The organism is Mesonia sp. HuA40 (assembly GCF_008017835.1).
Classification (GTDB): Bacteria; Bacteroidota; Bacteroidia; order Flavobacteriales; family Flavobacteriaceae; genus Mesonia.
In genome coordinates this window covers 63,088-79,219 of sequence record NZ_VRLT01000059.1, presented here as the reverse complement: position 1 = coordinate 79,219, position 16,132 = coordinate 63,088, and the positions used below count along the sequence as shown (strand labels likewise).

The following is a 16,132-nucleotide window of genomic DNA, read 5'->3' as shown; positions in this document are numbered from 1 at the left end:
TTAACATGCATTTATAATGAAAGCCATCCCCTCGGTAAATAACACAGTTTATTTTGTTGAAGAAGCCTATGAAAAACTAAACGATTGTCTGGCGACAAATTCCTTTTCTAAGGTTTTTATATTGGTAGATACACAGACCCAGATAAATTGTTTACCAAAATTTTTGCCTTTGCTACAAACCAATATAACTATTGAAGTGATTGAGATAGACAGTGGTGAACAAAATAAAACTTTGCAAACCTGCAAAGGAGTTTGGGAAGCTTTAGCCGATTTAGGGGCAGATAGAAAATCTATTTTAATTAATTTAGGTGGCGGTGTAGTCACCGACCTTGGCGGATTTGTTGCTTCTACCTATCAACGTGGTATAGCATATATTAATATACCAACTAGTTTATTAGCCATGGTTGATGCTTCTATAGGCGGTAAAACCGGAATTGATTTGGGAAATTTAAAGAATCAAATAGGTTTGATTAATGATGCTAAAATGGTGCTAATAGACCCAGAATTTCTAGCCACCTTGCCTGCTAACCAGATGCGTAGCGGTCTAGCCGAAATGCTCAAACACGGACTTATTGCTGATAAAGATTATTGGAAAAAAATGACCGATTTGTCTCAGTTAAATTTAACTCATTTAAATGAACTGATTTACCGAAGCATTGAAATAAAGAATAAGATAATAAGCGAAGATTTATTCGAAGATGGAATTCGCAAAACTTTAAATTTTGGTCATACTTTAGGCCACGCCATTGAAGCTTTTTATTTAAAGCGGCCTAATGTAAATTTACTACATGGTGAAGCCGTTGCTGCCGGTATGATAATGGCTGCCTTTTTATCGTTTAAGTTAACACAATTTCCAAAATATGAATTGGAAGAATTAAGTAAAGTGATTAAAAAATACTACGGCATTCTTGATATTAAAGAAGAAGACGTACCAGAAATCCTAGATCTTTTAAAGCACGATAAGAAAAACAGCCACGGAAAAGTTCTTTTTGTACTTTTAAACAATATTGCACAACCTCAAATTGATTGTGAAATCCCTGAAAACTTACTTAAAGAAGTTTTTGCCTATTACCAACAAGTTTAATTACAAGATCTGAGCTGCGTGATCTTTGGTTTTAACCTTATCAATAACATTTTCTATAATTCCATTCTCATCAATTATAAAAGTTTTTCGATGAATACCTTCATATTCTTTCCCCATAAATTTTTTGGGTCCCCATACACCAAAAGCATTAATTAAACTCTTATCTTCATCTGCAATAAGAGGAAATGGTAGCTCATGTTTTTGTTTAAAATTCTCTTGACGCCTAGCCGAATCAGCACTCACGCCCAATAAAGCGTAATTTTTATTTGTAAATTCTTCAAAATTATCGCGCAAATTACAAACCTCATTGGTACAGCCAGGAGTACTTGCCTTTGGGTAAAAGAAAACCACTAGTTTTTTACCGCTATAATCTTTTAATTCATGGGTATTACCACTTTGATCTTTAGCTTTAAAATCTGGAGCCTTATCTCCTACTTGTAATGTATTCATATTTATTATTTTTGTTTAAAAATAGACAAAATGAATAAGCAAGAAAAGGTAGAATTTGTTATAAATACGTTAAAGCAACTCTATCCAAATATTCCGGTTCCTTTAGATCACAAAGACCCTTACACCCTATTAATTGCGGTACTTCTCTCTGCCCAAAGCACCGATAAAAAAGTTAATGAAATAACCCCCCAACTATTTGCCTATGCAGATAACCCTTATGACATGGTTCGCTTATCTGTAGAACAAATTAGAGAAATTATTAAACCTGTAGGACTTTCTCCTATGAAGGCAAAAGGCATATATGGATTATCAAAAATTTTAATTGATGAATATCAAGGAATGGTGCCAAAGAGTATTAAGGCTTTAGAAAAATTACCTGCCGTAGGCCATAAAACGGCTAGTGTGGTAGTGGCTCAGGCATTTGGAATTCCTGCTTTTCCTGTAGATACACACATTCACCGGCTCATGTACAGGTGGAATCTAAGTACAGGAAAAAATGTTGTACAAACCGAACGTGATGCAAAACGCTTATTTCCTAAATCTTTATGGAATGATCTACACTTGCAAATTATTTGGTATGGTCGGGAATATTCTCCCGCACGCGGGTGGAAACTTGAAAAAGATATTATCACCAAAACGATAGGAAGAAAAAGTGTTATCCAGGCCTATTATAAAAAGAGCAGTAAAAAATAAATTTACTGCTCTTAATTTACTATAAACTCATACCTTTTATCATCCTTATCTAAAACCCTTAAGGCCTTAGAATAATTCAATAAAAAAGCTATTGTTTCTTTTTTTGGCTTACGAGAGCCCGTATTTTCGTTATTTTTTTTAGGATTATTTAGGTAAAGCTGCGCCATTTATCTTATTGGTTTTGTTCTAGATAAAAACGGCAATATTACTTCTTTATTATATTAATTGGTCAAAATAATATTATGGGCTTCTATAACCTTCCTAAGATTAATTAAAGCATAACGCATTCTTCCTAATGCTGTATTAATGCTAACATCAGTTTTTAATGCAATTTCTTTAAAACTCATATCCTTATAAATTCGCATAAGTAAAACCTCTTTTTGATCCTCAGGTAATTCAGCTATTAAATCAGTTACATCTTTTTCTATTTGATCTTTGATTAGTGCATTCTCAACGTCTAAACTTGAATCTTTTAAAACGTCAAAAATATCAAAATCTCCCGTTCCTTCGAACTTAGGCATTCGTTTGTTTTTCCTAAAATGATCTATAACTAAGTTGTGAGCAATACGCATAACCCAGGGTAAAAACTTTCCTTCTTCATTGTATTTACCTCGTTTTAAAGTGCGAATTACCTTAATAAAGGTATCTTGAAAAATATCCTCGGTTAAATCACGATCAAAAACTTTAGAGAAAATAAAATTGTAAATTCTAACTTGATGCCTTTCAATTAAACGAGACAAAGCCATCTCATCGCCATTAATATACTCCTTTACCAATACAGCATCACTGGTAGTATTATTCCTTTTCATACGTGTTACTTTAGTTATAAGCCATCAGAAGAAAGCTTATTTTGATTATTAAGTTATTATAGTTGTAAGTAACAGTATGCTATAGGCAAAAATTATTGGTTTATACTAGTGTAAATATATAAAAGAATTTTAATCCCACACATAAAAGATAATCTTTTTAACACTTTTTGAATGGAGTGCTTACTTTTTTTCTCGTTTAGGTTTAATTAACTTTGACCCTTTATTCAAATACGGCATGAAAAAATCAAACCAAGAAATAGACCCAAAGAAAAATATCATCATTAAAGGAGCCAAACTACATAATCTAAAAAATATTGATGTTGTAATTCCTAGAAACAAACTGGTGGTTATCACCGGTCTTTCTGGCTCTGGTAAATCAAGTTTGGCTTTTGACACCCTTTATGCAGAAGGTCAAAGAAGATATGTAGAGAGCTTATCTTCTTACGCGAGGCAATTTTTAGGCCGCTTAGATAAACCCAAAGTAGATGATATAAAAGGGATAGCACCCGCCATTGCAATAGAACAAAAGGTAAATGCTACCAACCCTCGTTCTACCGTAGGTACATCTACAGAAATTTACGATTACCTCAAACTGCTTTATGCTAGAATAGGCAAAACCTACTCTCCTATCTCTGGAAATGAAGTTAAAAAAGATTCGGTGGCTGATGTAGTTGAATATATTAAAGGGTTACAAGACCGCGAAAAATTACTTCTTCTAAGTCCTGTTTTTGTCGAAGAAGGCAGAAGCATTCAAGAGAAATTAAAAATTCTTCTACAACAGGGTTTTAGCCGAGTGAAAATAGATCAAGACGTATTGCGAATAGATGAAGTTGAGAATCTAAATTCAAAGACCAAAGTTGAATTGGTTGTAGACCGTGTGGTAAAAAAGGATGATGAAGATTTTTACAATCGACTAGCAGATGCGATTCAAACCGCATTTTATGAAGGAAAAGGAGAACTATTTGTAGAGCATGTCAAATCGAACAAACGTAGACAATTTAGCAATCGGTTTGAATTAGATGGGAAAACCTTTCTAGAGCCGAATATACACTTATTTAGTTTCAATAATCCATTCGGTGCCTGCCCTACTTGTGAAGGCTACGGTGATGTGATAGGTATAGATGAAGATTTAGTTATACCCAATACCTCCTTATCTATTTATGATAATGCAATTTTCCCGTGGCGCGGAGAAAGTTTAAGTTGGTATAGAGACCAACTAGTAAATAACGCAAGCAAGTTTAACTTCCCTATTCACAAACCATATTTTGAACTGTCAGATAAGCATAAAAAGTTAATTTGGGAGGGTAATAAGTATTTTGAGGGCCTAAATGATTTTTTTGCCCATTTAGAAGCCAAAGCTTATAAAATACAAAACAGGGTTTTATTGTCTCGCTATCGCGGAAAAACAAAATGCAAAACCTGCAATGGATTGCGTTTAAGACCAGAGGCTAATTATGTAAAGGTTAGCCACACTCCTATTTCGGAATTGATTGAACTTCCTTTAAACGAATTACGCGAATTTTTTGAAACTTTAAATCTTAGTACCAACGAAAAGAAAATTGCCAAGCGCCTTCTAAAAGAGATTCAAAACCGTTTAAATTTTTTATGTGATGTAGGGTTGAGTTATTTAAACTTAAATCGAAAATCAAATAGTCTTTCTGGGGGTGAATCGCAGCGAATCAACTTAGCCACCTCATTAGGAAGCAGCCTCGTAGGATCTATGTATATATTAGATGAACCCTCTATTGGTTTACATGCTAAAGACACAGAGCGTTTAATTGGTGTGTTACAAAAGCTACGCGATCTTGGTAATACCGTAATTGTTGTCGAACACGATGAAGATATTATGAAGGCTGCCGACGAAATTATCGATATTGGCCCAGAGGCTGGAACCCATGGCGGACAAGTGGTGGCAACCGGTAATTTTAAAAGCATTCTCAAAAGTGATTCGCTAACAGGTAAATATTTAAGTCAAAGACTGCAAATTGAGCTTCCAGAAAATCGACGTAAGTATAAAAATTATATCGATTTAAAAGGATGTAGGCATAATAACCTAAAAAATATAGATGTGCGCTTTCCATTAGGGGTTTTCACCTGCGTTACCGGAGTATCGGGCAGCGGAAAAAGTACCTTGGTTAAAAATTTACTATACCCAGCTATTTTAAAAGAAACCGGAGGATATGGAGCGAAAATTGGACAATTAACCGAGGTTTCGGGAAAATTTGAAAACATTAAAAATGTAGAATTTATTGACCAAAACCCTATTGGTCGCTCTTCTCGTTCAAATCCTGTAACCTATGTAAAAGCTTATGACGCCATTAGAAGTCTATTTGCAGATCTTCCTTTAGCGAAAGCTAGAAATCTTAAAACCAAACATTTTAGTTTTAATGTTGACGGAGGTCGATGCGAAACCTGTAAGGGAGAAGGCGAAGTTACCATTGAAATGCAATTCATGGCTGACGTTCAATTAGAATGTGAAACTTGTAAAGGAAAACGATTTAAGAGAGAAATTTTAGAAATAAAATTTGAGCAGCAAAATATTGACGATATACTCAATATGACCATTGATGATGCACTTGATTTTTTTACTTCAAAAAAACAAAGCAGAATCGCTAAAAAACTAAAACCTTTACAAGACGTAGGCTTGGGGTATGTCCGCCTAGGACAAAGTTCATCCACTTTATCAGGTGGAGAAGCACAACGAATAAAACTAGCCTCATTTTTGGGAAAAGCTACGAGTAAAGATAAAGTCCTGTTTATATTTGACGAACCTACAACAGGGTTACACTTTCATGATATTAAAAAATTACTCAAATCTTTTCAAGCATTGATTGAAAAGGGACATAGTATAGTAGTTATAGAGCATAATATAGATCTCATTAAATGTGCAGATTATATTATTGATCTAGGCCCAGAAGGGGGAAAAAATGGAGGCTACTTATTGGCAGCAGGTACACCTGAAGAAATAATTAAAAACAAAAAAGGATTTACCACTAAGTATTTAAAAGACAAACTAGTAATGGCATAGAAATTGTGTATTATAAATTATATTTTCATAATATTTTATTTAGTTGGTTATAGGAAACAAGTGCAATTTCAAGTGAAATCTGCACTTGTTTTTTTACCTTATGCACCCTATTGTTAAAATTTTGGCACGTTAATTGGATTTCTGTTAATGAATCATAAAATTACAAGCCATGAAAACACTTATTAAATTTACAATTGCATTTTTATTACCCATAGGCTTGGCTTTTGCTACAGACAAAGTTCATCCTAAATTCTATCACAATCAGGGTCCAATTATTTTTATCGAAAACAATATCGAATTTGCGGTATTTCAAGATGGGCAATTTGATTTTAATTACTTACCTAATAGAAGAAGATACAGCTATTTTAATCAGCACATTAATATAACCTATAACGGGGGCTATAACTACACGCCGCATATTCGGGTTAACCGGTACGGAAGTATAATTCAAATTAGAAACACACCTATTTTCTACGATTTCTATGGTCGAGTAACCCAAATTGGACAGATAAATTTAAAATATAATCGTTTCGGTTATTTAAAACGAATTGGCAATATGCACATTCGTTATAATAGGCATTTTAATCGTTATTACCTTAACGGATTTATAAATAGGTATAACAAAGGCTATACTTATAAACCTTGGCATCGAAACTTTAGAAGGCCAAAGTATGCTCATCATCCTGATTATAGACTACCAATTAGTGATCGTAGAACTAAGCATCCTAAATACAGAAAGCCGAGAATAAAGCGAGATAAAAGAAGAATTGCCAACCAGAACAATTACAGAGCAGAAAGACAAAAAAACCATAGGCGTGATGCTCAACCTAATAGAAGGCATTTGAATCGTCGTAAGGCACCAATTAAAAATTTAAGGGAAGATATAGATAATAAACCCAATACCGCACAGAAAAGAAGCTACCACCAAAAAAGACCTTTGGGTACTAGCACTAGAAGTAATCGCTAAAAAAAAGCTCCATTTAGGAGCTTTTTTTGTTTTGAAAATGCTTTAATTTAAATATAATCCCTTTAAGAAATAAGCTTAGTTCTTCTGATGGCTTTATAAATAAAATTCCTATAAAATAAACTATAGCCAAACTTATAGATTGAATAATAAGATTTATAAAAGGATTAAAGGGTAACGTAATAAACCTTGAACTAAACAATAATATAAAGATAAACACAATAACATAAAATGTTTTCCTGCTAAAGGGATGAAACTTGTAAAATTTATAAACCATAAAAATTTTTGCTAAATCGTACATTAAAAAAACAATGAGTGATGCAACAGCCGCTCCAGTTAAACCAAAGCGCGGAATAAGATAAATATTGAGTCCAATAGCTAATAAAATTACAAAGACCCCTGTGATTAAAAGCAATTTATAAAACCGAGAATTTAAAATGATGCTGTTAGAAATGCCTAAAAGATTATCTAATAATTTAATACTACTAAGCATACATAAAATCTCGAAAGCTAAGGTATAAACCGGTGGTAGTAACCGATATATTTCGCTTGCGTTTACCAAAATCAATAAAAAAATAAAACCACTTATAACCAATAAATTTATACTGCTTTTAGTATACAAGCTTTTTAAATTTTCATTTTGATTTTCGTTTAAGTACTTTGCTGTAAGCGGTAAGGTAATTTGATGCATTGCTCGTGAAGGTACGGCAATTACTGAGGCCATATATACACCAATTCCATAAATAGAAACTTGCTCAATAGGCATAAAATGTTCTATCATTACCTTATCTAAATCTAATAAAGCAGTAGCCACAAAACCAGCCAAAAGCATCAAAGCCGAATAGGTGAAAATTTTCTTATGATTTTTGGGTAAACGCAAATCAATTTTTGGAGGTAACAGGTAAAAAGCGTATAACTTAATTATTAGGGTGCGCAGCAAATAGACGATTGTTAAGGCATATAAAAACTGCGTAACATTGAGTAATTTTACATATACCATATACAATAAAACACTGATTAAAAAACGATGAAAAACCTCCTTCATAAAATTACCGAAAACGCTTTTTAATTTAAGCTTGCTCCAAGCAAAAAACAACTCAAAATAAGCGACAGCAAAAGCAATTATAAAAATTAACCAGAAATAAGGTTTTATCCAGTCATCGGTAATTAAAAGTATAAATTGATCCTTAAAAATAGCAGTAATAATCCCTAATATTAGGGCTACTCCCAAAGGATAAAACAATACCATACTTAACAATTGGTTTTGCTCATCACGCTTTTTAAAGGAAGAGTAAAATCGAATTATAGTATTGTTTAAACCAAACCCTATAAAGGGCCATAACAAAGTTCCGGCCGATAGCAAAAAAGTAACCAATCCGTAATATTGAGGGCTTAGAATTTTCGGATATAAAATTAATACATTAAAAGCCCCAATACCAAAACCTAAATAAGTTACAAGGGTGTTCTGTAAAGATTGTTTTAAAACCACTCCCATCACTCTTGTTCATTTAAAAAAGAAGCTAAATTTCGGGTAAGATTTCTGCGATGAAAATCTTCTATTTTGTTGGTAGAGTTAAAATTGGTTTTGCCCTGTAAAAAACCATTAAATTGATTGCGAATATAAGCTTTAATTTTAGCCTTCTCTGTGTATTCAAAGGCTGGCTCATACCCTACTTGTTCAAATATTTTATTAACATCCCAGTTTTGAGGTCCTATTGCCAAAATAGGTCGTTGGGCTTTTAAATAAGCAAATAATTTGCCCGGAATAATACTAGCATGTTGGGGAGAGTTAATTTCAATTAGAGTTAATAAGTGCGCTTCATACATAAATCTAAATGCTTTTTTTACAGACACATAACCCTTATTGATTAAACAATCGCTTAAACCTGATTCAACTATTGATTTTACTACCTCTTCGCTAACTTTACCACTTAATTGAAGTTCAAAATATTCTAAAAACTTATCGTTTTCTTGCCTCAATTCAGCTAAAGCTTGCCAAAGATTTTTAGGATTTCGATTGGTTAAGAGAGATCCTACATGGGCCAAAATAAATTTATCTTTTTTAAGCGTAATCTGTTTTTTTATATCCCCATCATAACCATTAGTAATAACCCGAATAGGACGCCTGCTTTTGTTTTTAAATTCTTCCGCAGTCCCATAACTCGTAGTAATAATAGCATCTGCCTGCTGCAATACAGTTGTTTCTAACCTTTCGTGTCTTTTTTGAGATGCGGGTAATAAAAATAAGTCTTTATGATACCCTATATGCGTCCAAGGATCTCTAAAATCGGCAAACCAGGTTATATTACATTTACGCTTTAAAGCTAAACCAATTAGATGCAAACTATGTGGCGGACCTGTAGTAATGACTTTTGAAATGTTATTTTCCTTTAGATAAGACTCGAGGAATTTGGTTGCTGGCTTCACCCAACCTACTCTTGCATCGGGAATAAATAGATTTCCACGGATGAATAGTAACAATTTTTCTATGAATCCCTGTTTATCTTTTTCTGAAATGATTCCACTGCTAAGGGTTTGCGTTTGGCGCTTATTGAATATCTTAGCCAAGGAATATGGTTCTCTAATAGGATATTTCACCACCTTAACTTGGTTTGGAACCTCTTTTAGTAACTCAGCATCTTGCAAGGGATAAAAAGGGTTTTCTGGTGCAAAAACAATGGGTTCATACCCAAAATCTGGCAGGTATTTTACAAACTTCAACCAACGTTGAACGCCAGGACCTCCAGCTGGTGGCCAATAATATAGTACAATGAGAACCTTAGTCAATTGAAGTACCTTTTTTCTTCATCCATTTAAAATAGATTCCGCCTAAAAGCAGAAGTAGAACAAACACACCGCTAATTAAAGTATAGGTACTACCCTTCTTAATAACTTGTGGTTCAAATTTAAAGATAAGCTCATGTTCACCTGCAGGAAGCTCTGCTGCTCTCAAGGTATAGTTTACTCTAAAATGCGGAATTAACTCTCCGTCTAAATAAGCGTTCCACCCGTGCGGATAGTAAATTTCAGAAAATACCGCCAATTGATCTTTATTGGTTTTATATTCATAAATCAATTCATTGGCTTTATAGCTCTTTAAATAAATTGTATCTTGAACCGAGGGCTGAAACGATTTTTGCTTCAATTGTGCTGCAAACTCTTTGTGAATCACAGCTGTATTCTTAGTATTCAGCGTGTCGAGCATACTTATCACAGCATCGGCATCTTGAGTCACTACCACTTTCTTAATGAACCAGGCGTTACCGTTTGCATCCGGATTTAGCTGTGCTAAATCTTCTCCTTGGTTATTCATCAAAATATATTTGGTATTAAGCATATTCAATACCTCCTGATTTCCTTTACTAATGTGATACTCAAATAAATCTTGCATTCTTTGAGGCTTGGCTGCGTGGTATCCGCCTATAGAATGATGAAAATAAGAAGCTATCGAGGAGTTGAATGGACTATTAGCAAGATCTAAGACACGGTAGTGTGTTTCATCCTGCAAAACTTGTTGATTAGCAGCATTAGGTTGGAATGGTTGCTCCATAAATCGCTTTGCTACAAAAGCATCGTTATTCACGTATCGTCTATCTACAGCTACCAAATCAAATACTATTATTATTCCGAGTATCAAAATACTAGTATTTTTTTGCAATTTCTGCTTTAAAAACAACCATATTGTTCCGGCAACGGCCAGAACTAAAATTAGGCTTCTTAAGCTGTCTTCAGTAAAAATACGCTTGCGATCTTCCTTTAAAGAACGAACAAAATCTGGTCCAAATTGTTCTATGAAAATTCTATCTTGAGCACCAGAAAAGTCAAAAAACAAGCCTTTGAGCAGTAAAAAACCTAAGGCTATACCACCTGTAATAAAAGTTGACTTTTTAAGAGCTTCAAGCATTTCTGTTCGGCGGTCTTTTGGTTTAAATAAAACCGAAAGGCCTATAATTCCCAAAACGGGGACACATAATTCAAGAAGCACTTGAATACTCGAAACGGCACGAAATTTATTGTACAAGGGTACATTATTTACAAAAAACTTTGTAATCGGAGCCAAGTTATCACCCCAAGAAAGTAGTAATGCTAAAATACTACCTCCTAACAACCACCATTTTAATCTACCTTTTACTAAATACAAGGCAAAGACAAATAGAAAAATTACGCTAGCACCAATATAGGCTGGTGCGCCGATATAAGTTTGATCTCCCCAATAGGTTGGTGCTCGTTTTACAAATTCTTTTGCTTGGGCAGGTGTAGCTCCCATCTGTAATAAACTATTGTAAGTAGCCGAATCAGTGCTGAGCTTTTCGGCACTAGCACCGCCCATAAAACGCGGAATAAACAGATTAAAACTCTCAAGAATTCCGTAACTATATTCAGTAATATAATCGTAATCTAAGCCCGAATTTTCTTTTTCGCTACCATCAGGATTTAAAGTTAATATAGATGGGCCTCGGGTACTAAAATCTGTATATTCTTTAGTGGCAAGCAAATTAGTGGTATTAGCTCCTATAGCTAGTAAAACAGGCACAATCATTATTCCTACCCGACTAAAGAAAGATTTAAGTTTATTTTTTTTATAAAAATCGATAAGGTAGGCCACTCCTAAAATTAAGGTCAAGGCTAACAAATAGTATGTCATTTGAAAGTGATTGGCATTAATTTCTAAAGCCATACCTGCAAATAAAAGTAAACTACCCCAAAAATACTTTTCTCTAAAGACTAGCATAATCCCAGCAAGCACCCAAGGCATATAAGCAATAGCGTGTGCCTTGGCGTTATGCCCTACCCCCAAAATAATAATCATATAAGTACTAAAACCGAAAGCAAGGGCACCCAAAATAGCCAATTTATAATCTATTTTTAACGCTAATAATAAAATATACAGACCAATAAAATATAAGAATAAATAGTCGGCAGGTCGAGGTAAAAATCGAATGAGACGGTCTATTTGTTTTACATAATTATAAGGATAATTAGCTCCAAGTTGGTAGGTTGGCATACCGCCAAATGCAGAATCTGTCCAGTAAGGCTCTTCATCAAAAGATTTGATGTGGTCTTTCTGTTGTTTAGCCATTCCAATATATTGCACAATATCACTTTGCTGAATAACCTTACCTTGTAATACTGGGTTAAAATAGGCCAAGGCCAATATTATAAACAGAGCCAAGGCACCTAAATGGGGTAAAAACCGCTTCATTGCTAAATTCATAAACTAATATTTTCGAGCTGACAAGCTAATCAATTTCTTCGTAATCGATATACTCTCCTACTTTCTTTTCAGACTTTTCTAAATTTTCCTTTTTTGTTTGTTGTGGACGATTAAAATCTGCTTGTTGTTTAAACTGATCCTGCATTTTCTGATTTACTTTGTTCAGTATATACTTCAGTAAAAACGGTTTAAGCCACTTAAAAATTATTTTAAGTCCAAAATAAACCAATAAAATAATTAATACAGTCTTCAATAAGCCCATAAATGATGCGTAAGCCATTTTTTTTGCTGCAAAATTAGGGATTGTTCTATTAAAGCCTATTTATTTAATTAAAAATTACCAAAAATATATACCTTTGGTCGTTTAACAAAATACTATGAAGCAACTATTTTTAACGATTAGCTTGAGCCTGTTATGTTTTCACGGATTTGCTCAGTATACAGAAACCATAAACTCAAACCGACCTGGAGCCTCTCAAGGAGCATTTTCTGTAGGTCACAAGGTCATACAGTTCGAGATGGGTGGCCTATATGAGCAAAACCAACACGATTTAACGCAGATTGATGCAACACAATGGGGTGTTGATTACGAGTTCCGTTTTGGGATCTTAATGGAGCAACTTGAACTCAATTTAAAAGGAAGATACTTAAGCACAACCGAAGAATATATTCAAGGTGGTCAGAATATAGAAAACAGTTATAGCAACTTTCAATCGAACACTTTGGCAATAAAATATCTGATTTATGACCCTTATAAAAAACGAGCATTTGAGAAACCGAATATTTACAGTTGGAAAGCTAATAATAGCTTTCAATGGCGTGATTTAATTCCTGCGGTTTCAATTTATGCCGGTGCCAATATACTTTTAGGAAAAAACAATCCTTATTTAGCGCCTGGTGTGGGCAAACTTACTCCTACCGCTGCTTTAGTTACCCAAAACAATTGGGGAAAATGGGTATTTGTTATGAACTTTATTGCAGATAGATTTACTAGCGATGATCCTTATTATTCAGGAATTTTCACAATGACGCATACCCTTAACGCCCAGTTCTCTGTATTTGCTGAGTACCAGGCTATAAAAAACGATTTCTACGCAGATGATTTAGTGCGCTTGGGTGGCGCCTATTTATTTTCTAAAGATTTGCAGCTAGACCTTTACGGATTAACTAATTTTAAAGACACTCCTATTCGTTGGCAAGTAGGTTTAGGTCTTTCTTACCGTTTGGATAGTAAACACGAAGATGAAATAATAATGGAAAAGAAGCAACCTAAGCAAAAGAAAAATAAAAAGGTGAAAAACAGTGAGCTAGTTGATCCCGAAAGCGAACTAGATTAATTACAGCATAAAAAAATCCGCTTAAAGCGGATTTTTTTCTTAATGAAATTCTGTTTATATTAATCACCCATTGCAGCAGCAACTCCTGCAGATAATCTTTTATAAGTACCATTTTCTAAACGCTCACGAATAGATGAAAAGGCTTCTAAAGTTTCTTCGATATCTTTCATAGTATGTGAAGCTGTAGGTATCATTCTAAGTAGTATTAAACCTTTTGGAATTACGGGGTATACTACAATACTGCAGAATACACCGTGATTTTCGCGTAAATCCTTAACCAAGGCCATTGCTTCGGGTATACTCCCTTTTAAATAAACTGGGGTTACACAACTTTGCGTAGTACCAATATCAAAACCTCTTTCTTTAAGTCCGTTTTGCAAGGCATTTACATTTTCCCATAGTTTCTCTTTCAATTCAGGCATGCTTCTCAGCATATCCAAACGCTTAAGCGCACCTACTACCAATTGCATTTGCAAAGATTTTGCAAACATTTGCGATCTTAAATTATATTTCAAATAATCTATCACCTCTTGATCGCCAGCTATAAATGCCCCTGTGCTTGCCATAGATTTTGCAAAAGTAGCAAAGTAAACGTCAATTTGATCTTGTACTCCTTGCTCTTCACCAGCACCAGCACCAGTCTTACCTAAGGTACCAAAACCATGCGCATCATCTACAAACAACCTAAAGTTGTACTTTTCTTTTAAAGCAACAATTTCTTTTAATTTTCCTTGTTCTCCACGCATACCGAATACACCTTCAGAAATCAGTAAAATTCCGCCACCGGTTTGTTGTGCAATTTTTTCGGCTCTTTGTAAGTTTTTCTCAATACTTGCTACATCATTGTGTTTGTAGGTAAATCGTTTACCCATATGTAAGCGTACCCCATCAATAATACAGGCGTGCGCATCTACATCATAAACAATTACATCATCTTTACCCACCAAAGCATCAATGGTACTCACCATACCTTGATACCCAAAATTCAATAAATAAGCCGCTTCTTTACTAACAAACTCGGCTAACTCATTTTGAAGTTGTTCATGCAAATTGGTATGACCACTCATCATTCTTGCTCCCATAGGATAAGCTGAGCCATACTGTTTAGCTGCCTCGGCATCTACCTTTCTAACTTCAGGGTGGTTTGCCAACCCTAAATAGTCATTCACACTCCAGGTAATTACTTCTTTACCCTGAAATTTCATTCGGTTACCTATTTCTCCTTCTAGTTTAGGGAATACAAAATAACCTTCAGCTTGGTCTGCCCATTTTCCTAATGGCCCTTTGTCTTTATATATTTTATCAAATAAATCTTTCATAGAATAATTTTTATAAAACAGAATGCAAAAATAATCAAATAAATATCAATTTGATTATTTAACAAGCAATTCGTGAATTTAACATATGGAATAAATTTAAAAGCATCCTTATCGGATGCTTTTAAATTACTTAATGTACTGAATTTTTTCAGCATCAACTAGATTTTCAGAATCTGAGAAACCTTGTTCTTGCATCCAATCGTCACTGTAGATTTTGCTCATATAACGAGAACCGTGATCGGGAAAGATAATAACTACTTTGCTATTGGCATCAAAAATTCCTTCATCGGCCAATTGCTTAACCCCTTGAAAAGCGGCACCACTAGTATACCCTACAAAGAGTCCCTCGGTCTTTGAAATCATTCTGGCTGTGTGGGCGCTCTCTTCATCAGAAACTTTAACAAAACGATCAATAACATCAAAATCTGTCGCTGTCGGGATTAAATTTTTACCTAAACCTTCAATACGGTACGGATAAATTTCATTTTCATCAAACTCACGCGTTTCGTGGTACTTTTTTAATACCGATCCGTAAGCATCTATACCTATAATTTGAATATCGGGATTTTGCTCTTTTAAAAATCTTGCGGTTCCAGAAATGGTTCCTCCTGTCCCACTACAAGCCACCAAATGGGTTATTTCTCCTTCAGTTTGTTTCCATATTTCTGGACCAGTGGTGTTGTAATGCGCATCAATATTTAATTCATTAAAATATTGATTGATATAAACAGAACCTTTAATTTCTTGATGTAATCTTTTTGCTACCTCATAATACGACCTTGGATCATCGGCACTTACGTGAGCTGGACAAACATATACTTTAGCTCCTAAGCTTTTAAGCATATCTATTTTATCTGCAGATGATTTTGAACTAACCGCCAAAATGCACTCATAACCTTTGATCACAGAAACCATTGCAATACTAAATCCTGTATTACCCGATGTGGTTTCAATAATGGTATCTCCTGGTTTTAATATCCCTTTGCGCTCGGCTTCTTCGATAATATAAAGGGCTATTCTGTCTTTTGTCGAGTGACCGGGATTAAATGCTTCTACTTTGGCATAAAAATCTCCAGTTAAATCTTTAGTTATTCGGTTTAATTTAATGAGTGGTGTATTTCCTACTAGCTGTAAAGCGTCATTATAAACCTTTAAGTCTTCTTTCATAAAATGTGAAGTTCTTATTAACTTTCCTTTCGTGTTTTGAATCCAAAAAATTAAGGAATTCTCAAA

The 16,132-nt window shown here is 34.3% G+C and carries 13 protein-coding genes; 5 read left to right on the top strand and 8 right to left on the bottom strand.

The window, feature by feature from the left end; translation table 11 throughout:
* Positions 1 to 16: 16 nt before the first annotated feature.
* Entirely contained in the window at positions 17 to 1,084 is a 1,068-nt protein-coding gene (gene aroB, locus FT993_RS10065; RefSeq protein WP_147862422.1) for a 3-dehydroquinate synthase, read from the top strand.
* On the opposite strand, the gene bcp is transcribed toward aroB, so the two are convergent.
* On the bottom strand, positions 1,085 to 1,534 hold the full coding sequence (bcp, locus tag FT993_RS10060) for a thioredoxin-dependent thiol peroxidase (RefSeq protein WP_147862421.1): 450 nt from the start codon (positions 1,532 to 1,534) through the stop codon (positions 1,085 to 1,087).
* A 30-nt stretch (positions 1,535 to 1,564) separates the two neighbouring features.
* Here bcp and nth point away from each other — a divergent pair, with 30 nt between their 5' ends.
* Complete coding sequence (gene nth / locus FT993_RS10055) at positions 1,565 to 2,227, top strand: endonuclease III (RefSeq protein ID WP_147862420.1); 663 nt, start codon at positions 1,565 to 1,567, stop codon at positions 2,225 to 2,227.
* 221 nt (positions 2,228 to 2,448) lie between these two features.
* Here the strand turns inward: nth and FT993_RS10050 are convergent, their stop codons facing one another.
* Positions 2,449 to 3,036, bottom strand: coding sequence for an RNA polymerase sigma factor (locus FT993_RS10050; RefSeq protein WP_147862419.1), 588 nt, complete (start codon positions 3,034 to 3,036; stop codon positions 2,449 to 2,451).
* A 235-nt stretch (positions 3,037 to 3,271) separates the two neighbouring features.
* On the opposite strand from FT993_RS10050, the gene uvrA reads away from it, so the two are divergent.
* A complete protein-coding gene (gene uvrA, locus FT993_RS10045) occupies positions 3,272 to 6,064 on the top strand; it encodes an excinuclease ABC subunit UvrA (protein ID WP_147862418.1) in 2,793 nt (930 codons plus the stop codon).
* Between the two features lie 169 nt (positions 6,065 to 6,233).
* Entirely contained in the window at positions 6,234 to 7,031 is a 798-nt protein-coding gene (locus FT993_RS10040; protein ID WP_147862417.1) for a hypothetical protein, read from the top strand.
* Positions 7,032 to 7,044: 13 nt separating this feature from the next.
* Here the strand turns inward: FT993_RS10040 and FT993_RS10035 are convergent, their stop codons facing one another.
* The 4 genes from FT993_RS10035 to FT993_RS10020 are packed head-to-tail and all read right to left on the bottom strand — an operon-like array spanning position 7,045 to position 12,523.
* The gene (locus FT993_RS10035) at positions 7,045 to 8,523 is read right to left on the bottom strand and encodes a polysaccharide biosynthesis C-terminal domain-containing protein (protein WP_255504491.1); all 1,479 of its coding nucleotides are present in this window, start codon (positions 8,521 to 8,523) and stop codon (positions 7,045 to 7,047) included.
* Positions 8,523 to 9,815 (bottom strand): glycosyltransferase family 4 protein, encoded by a 1,293-nt coding sequence (locus FT993_RS10030; protein WP_147862415.1) that lies wholly within the window; start codon positions 9,813 to 9,815, stop codon positions 8,523 to 8,525. Before FT993_RS10030 ends, FT993_RS10035 begins: the two co-directional genes overlap by 1 nt.
* Entirely contained in the window at positions 9,808 to 12,243 is a 2,436-nt protein-coding gene (locus tag FT993_RS10025) for a YfhO family protein (RefSeq protein ID WP_147862414.1), read from the bottom strand. The genes FT993_RS10030 and FT993_RS10025 overlap by 8 nt, the downstream gene beginning before the upstream one ends.
* A gap of 25 nt (positions 12,244 to 12,268) precedes the next feature.
* Positions 12,269 to 12,523, bottom strand: a complete 255-nt coding sequence (locus tag FT993_RS10020; protein WP_255504468.1) for a DUF4834 family protein — start codon at positions 12,521 to 12,523, stop codon at positions 12,269 to 12,271.
* A gap of 97 nt (positions 12,524 to 12,620) precedes the next feature.
* Between FT993_RS10020 and FT993_RS10015 the strand changes: the two genes are divergently transcribed.
* Entirely contained in the window at positions 12,621 to 13,580 is a 960-nt protein-coding gene (locus FT993_RS10015; protein ID WP_147862413.1) for a transporter, read from the top strand.
* A gap of 59 nt (positions 13,581 to 13,639) precedes the next feature.
* Here the strand turns inward: FT993_RS10015 and FT993_RS10010 are convergent, their stop codons facing one another.
* Together FT993_RS10010 and FT993_RS10005 are read right to left on the bottom strand one after the other, a co-directional pair.
* Positions 13,640 to 14,899: an aminotransferase class I/II-fold pyridoxal phosphate-dependent enzyme gene (locus tag FT993_RS10010; RefSeq protein ID WP_147862412.1), complete on the bottom strand. Its 1,260-nt coding sequence runs from the start codon at positions 14,897 to 14,899 to the stop codon at positions 13,640 to 13,642.
* Between the two features lie 126 nt (positions 14,900 to 15,025).
* Positions 15,026 to 16,066 (bottom strand): PLP-dependent cysteine synthase family protein, encoded by a 1,041-nt coding sequence (locus tag FT993_RS10005; protein WP_147862411.1) that lies wholly within the window; start codon positions 16,064 to 16,066, stop codon positions 15,026 to 15,028.
* Positions 16,067 to 16,132 lie beyond the last annotated feature (66 nt).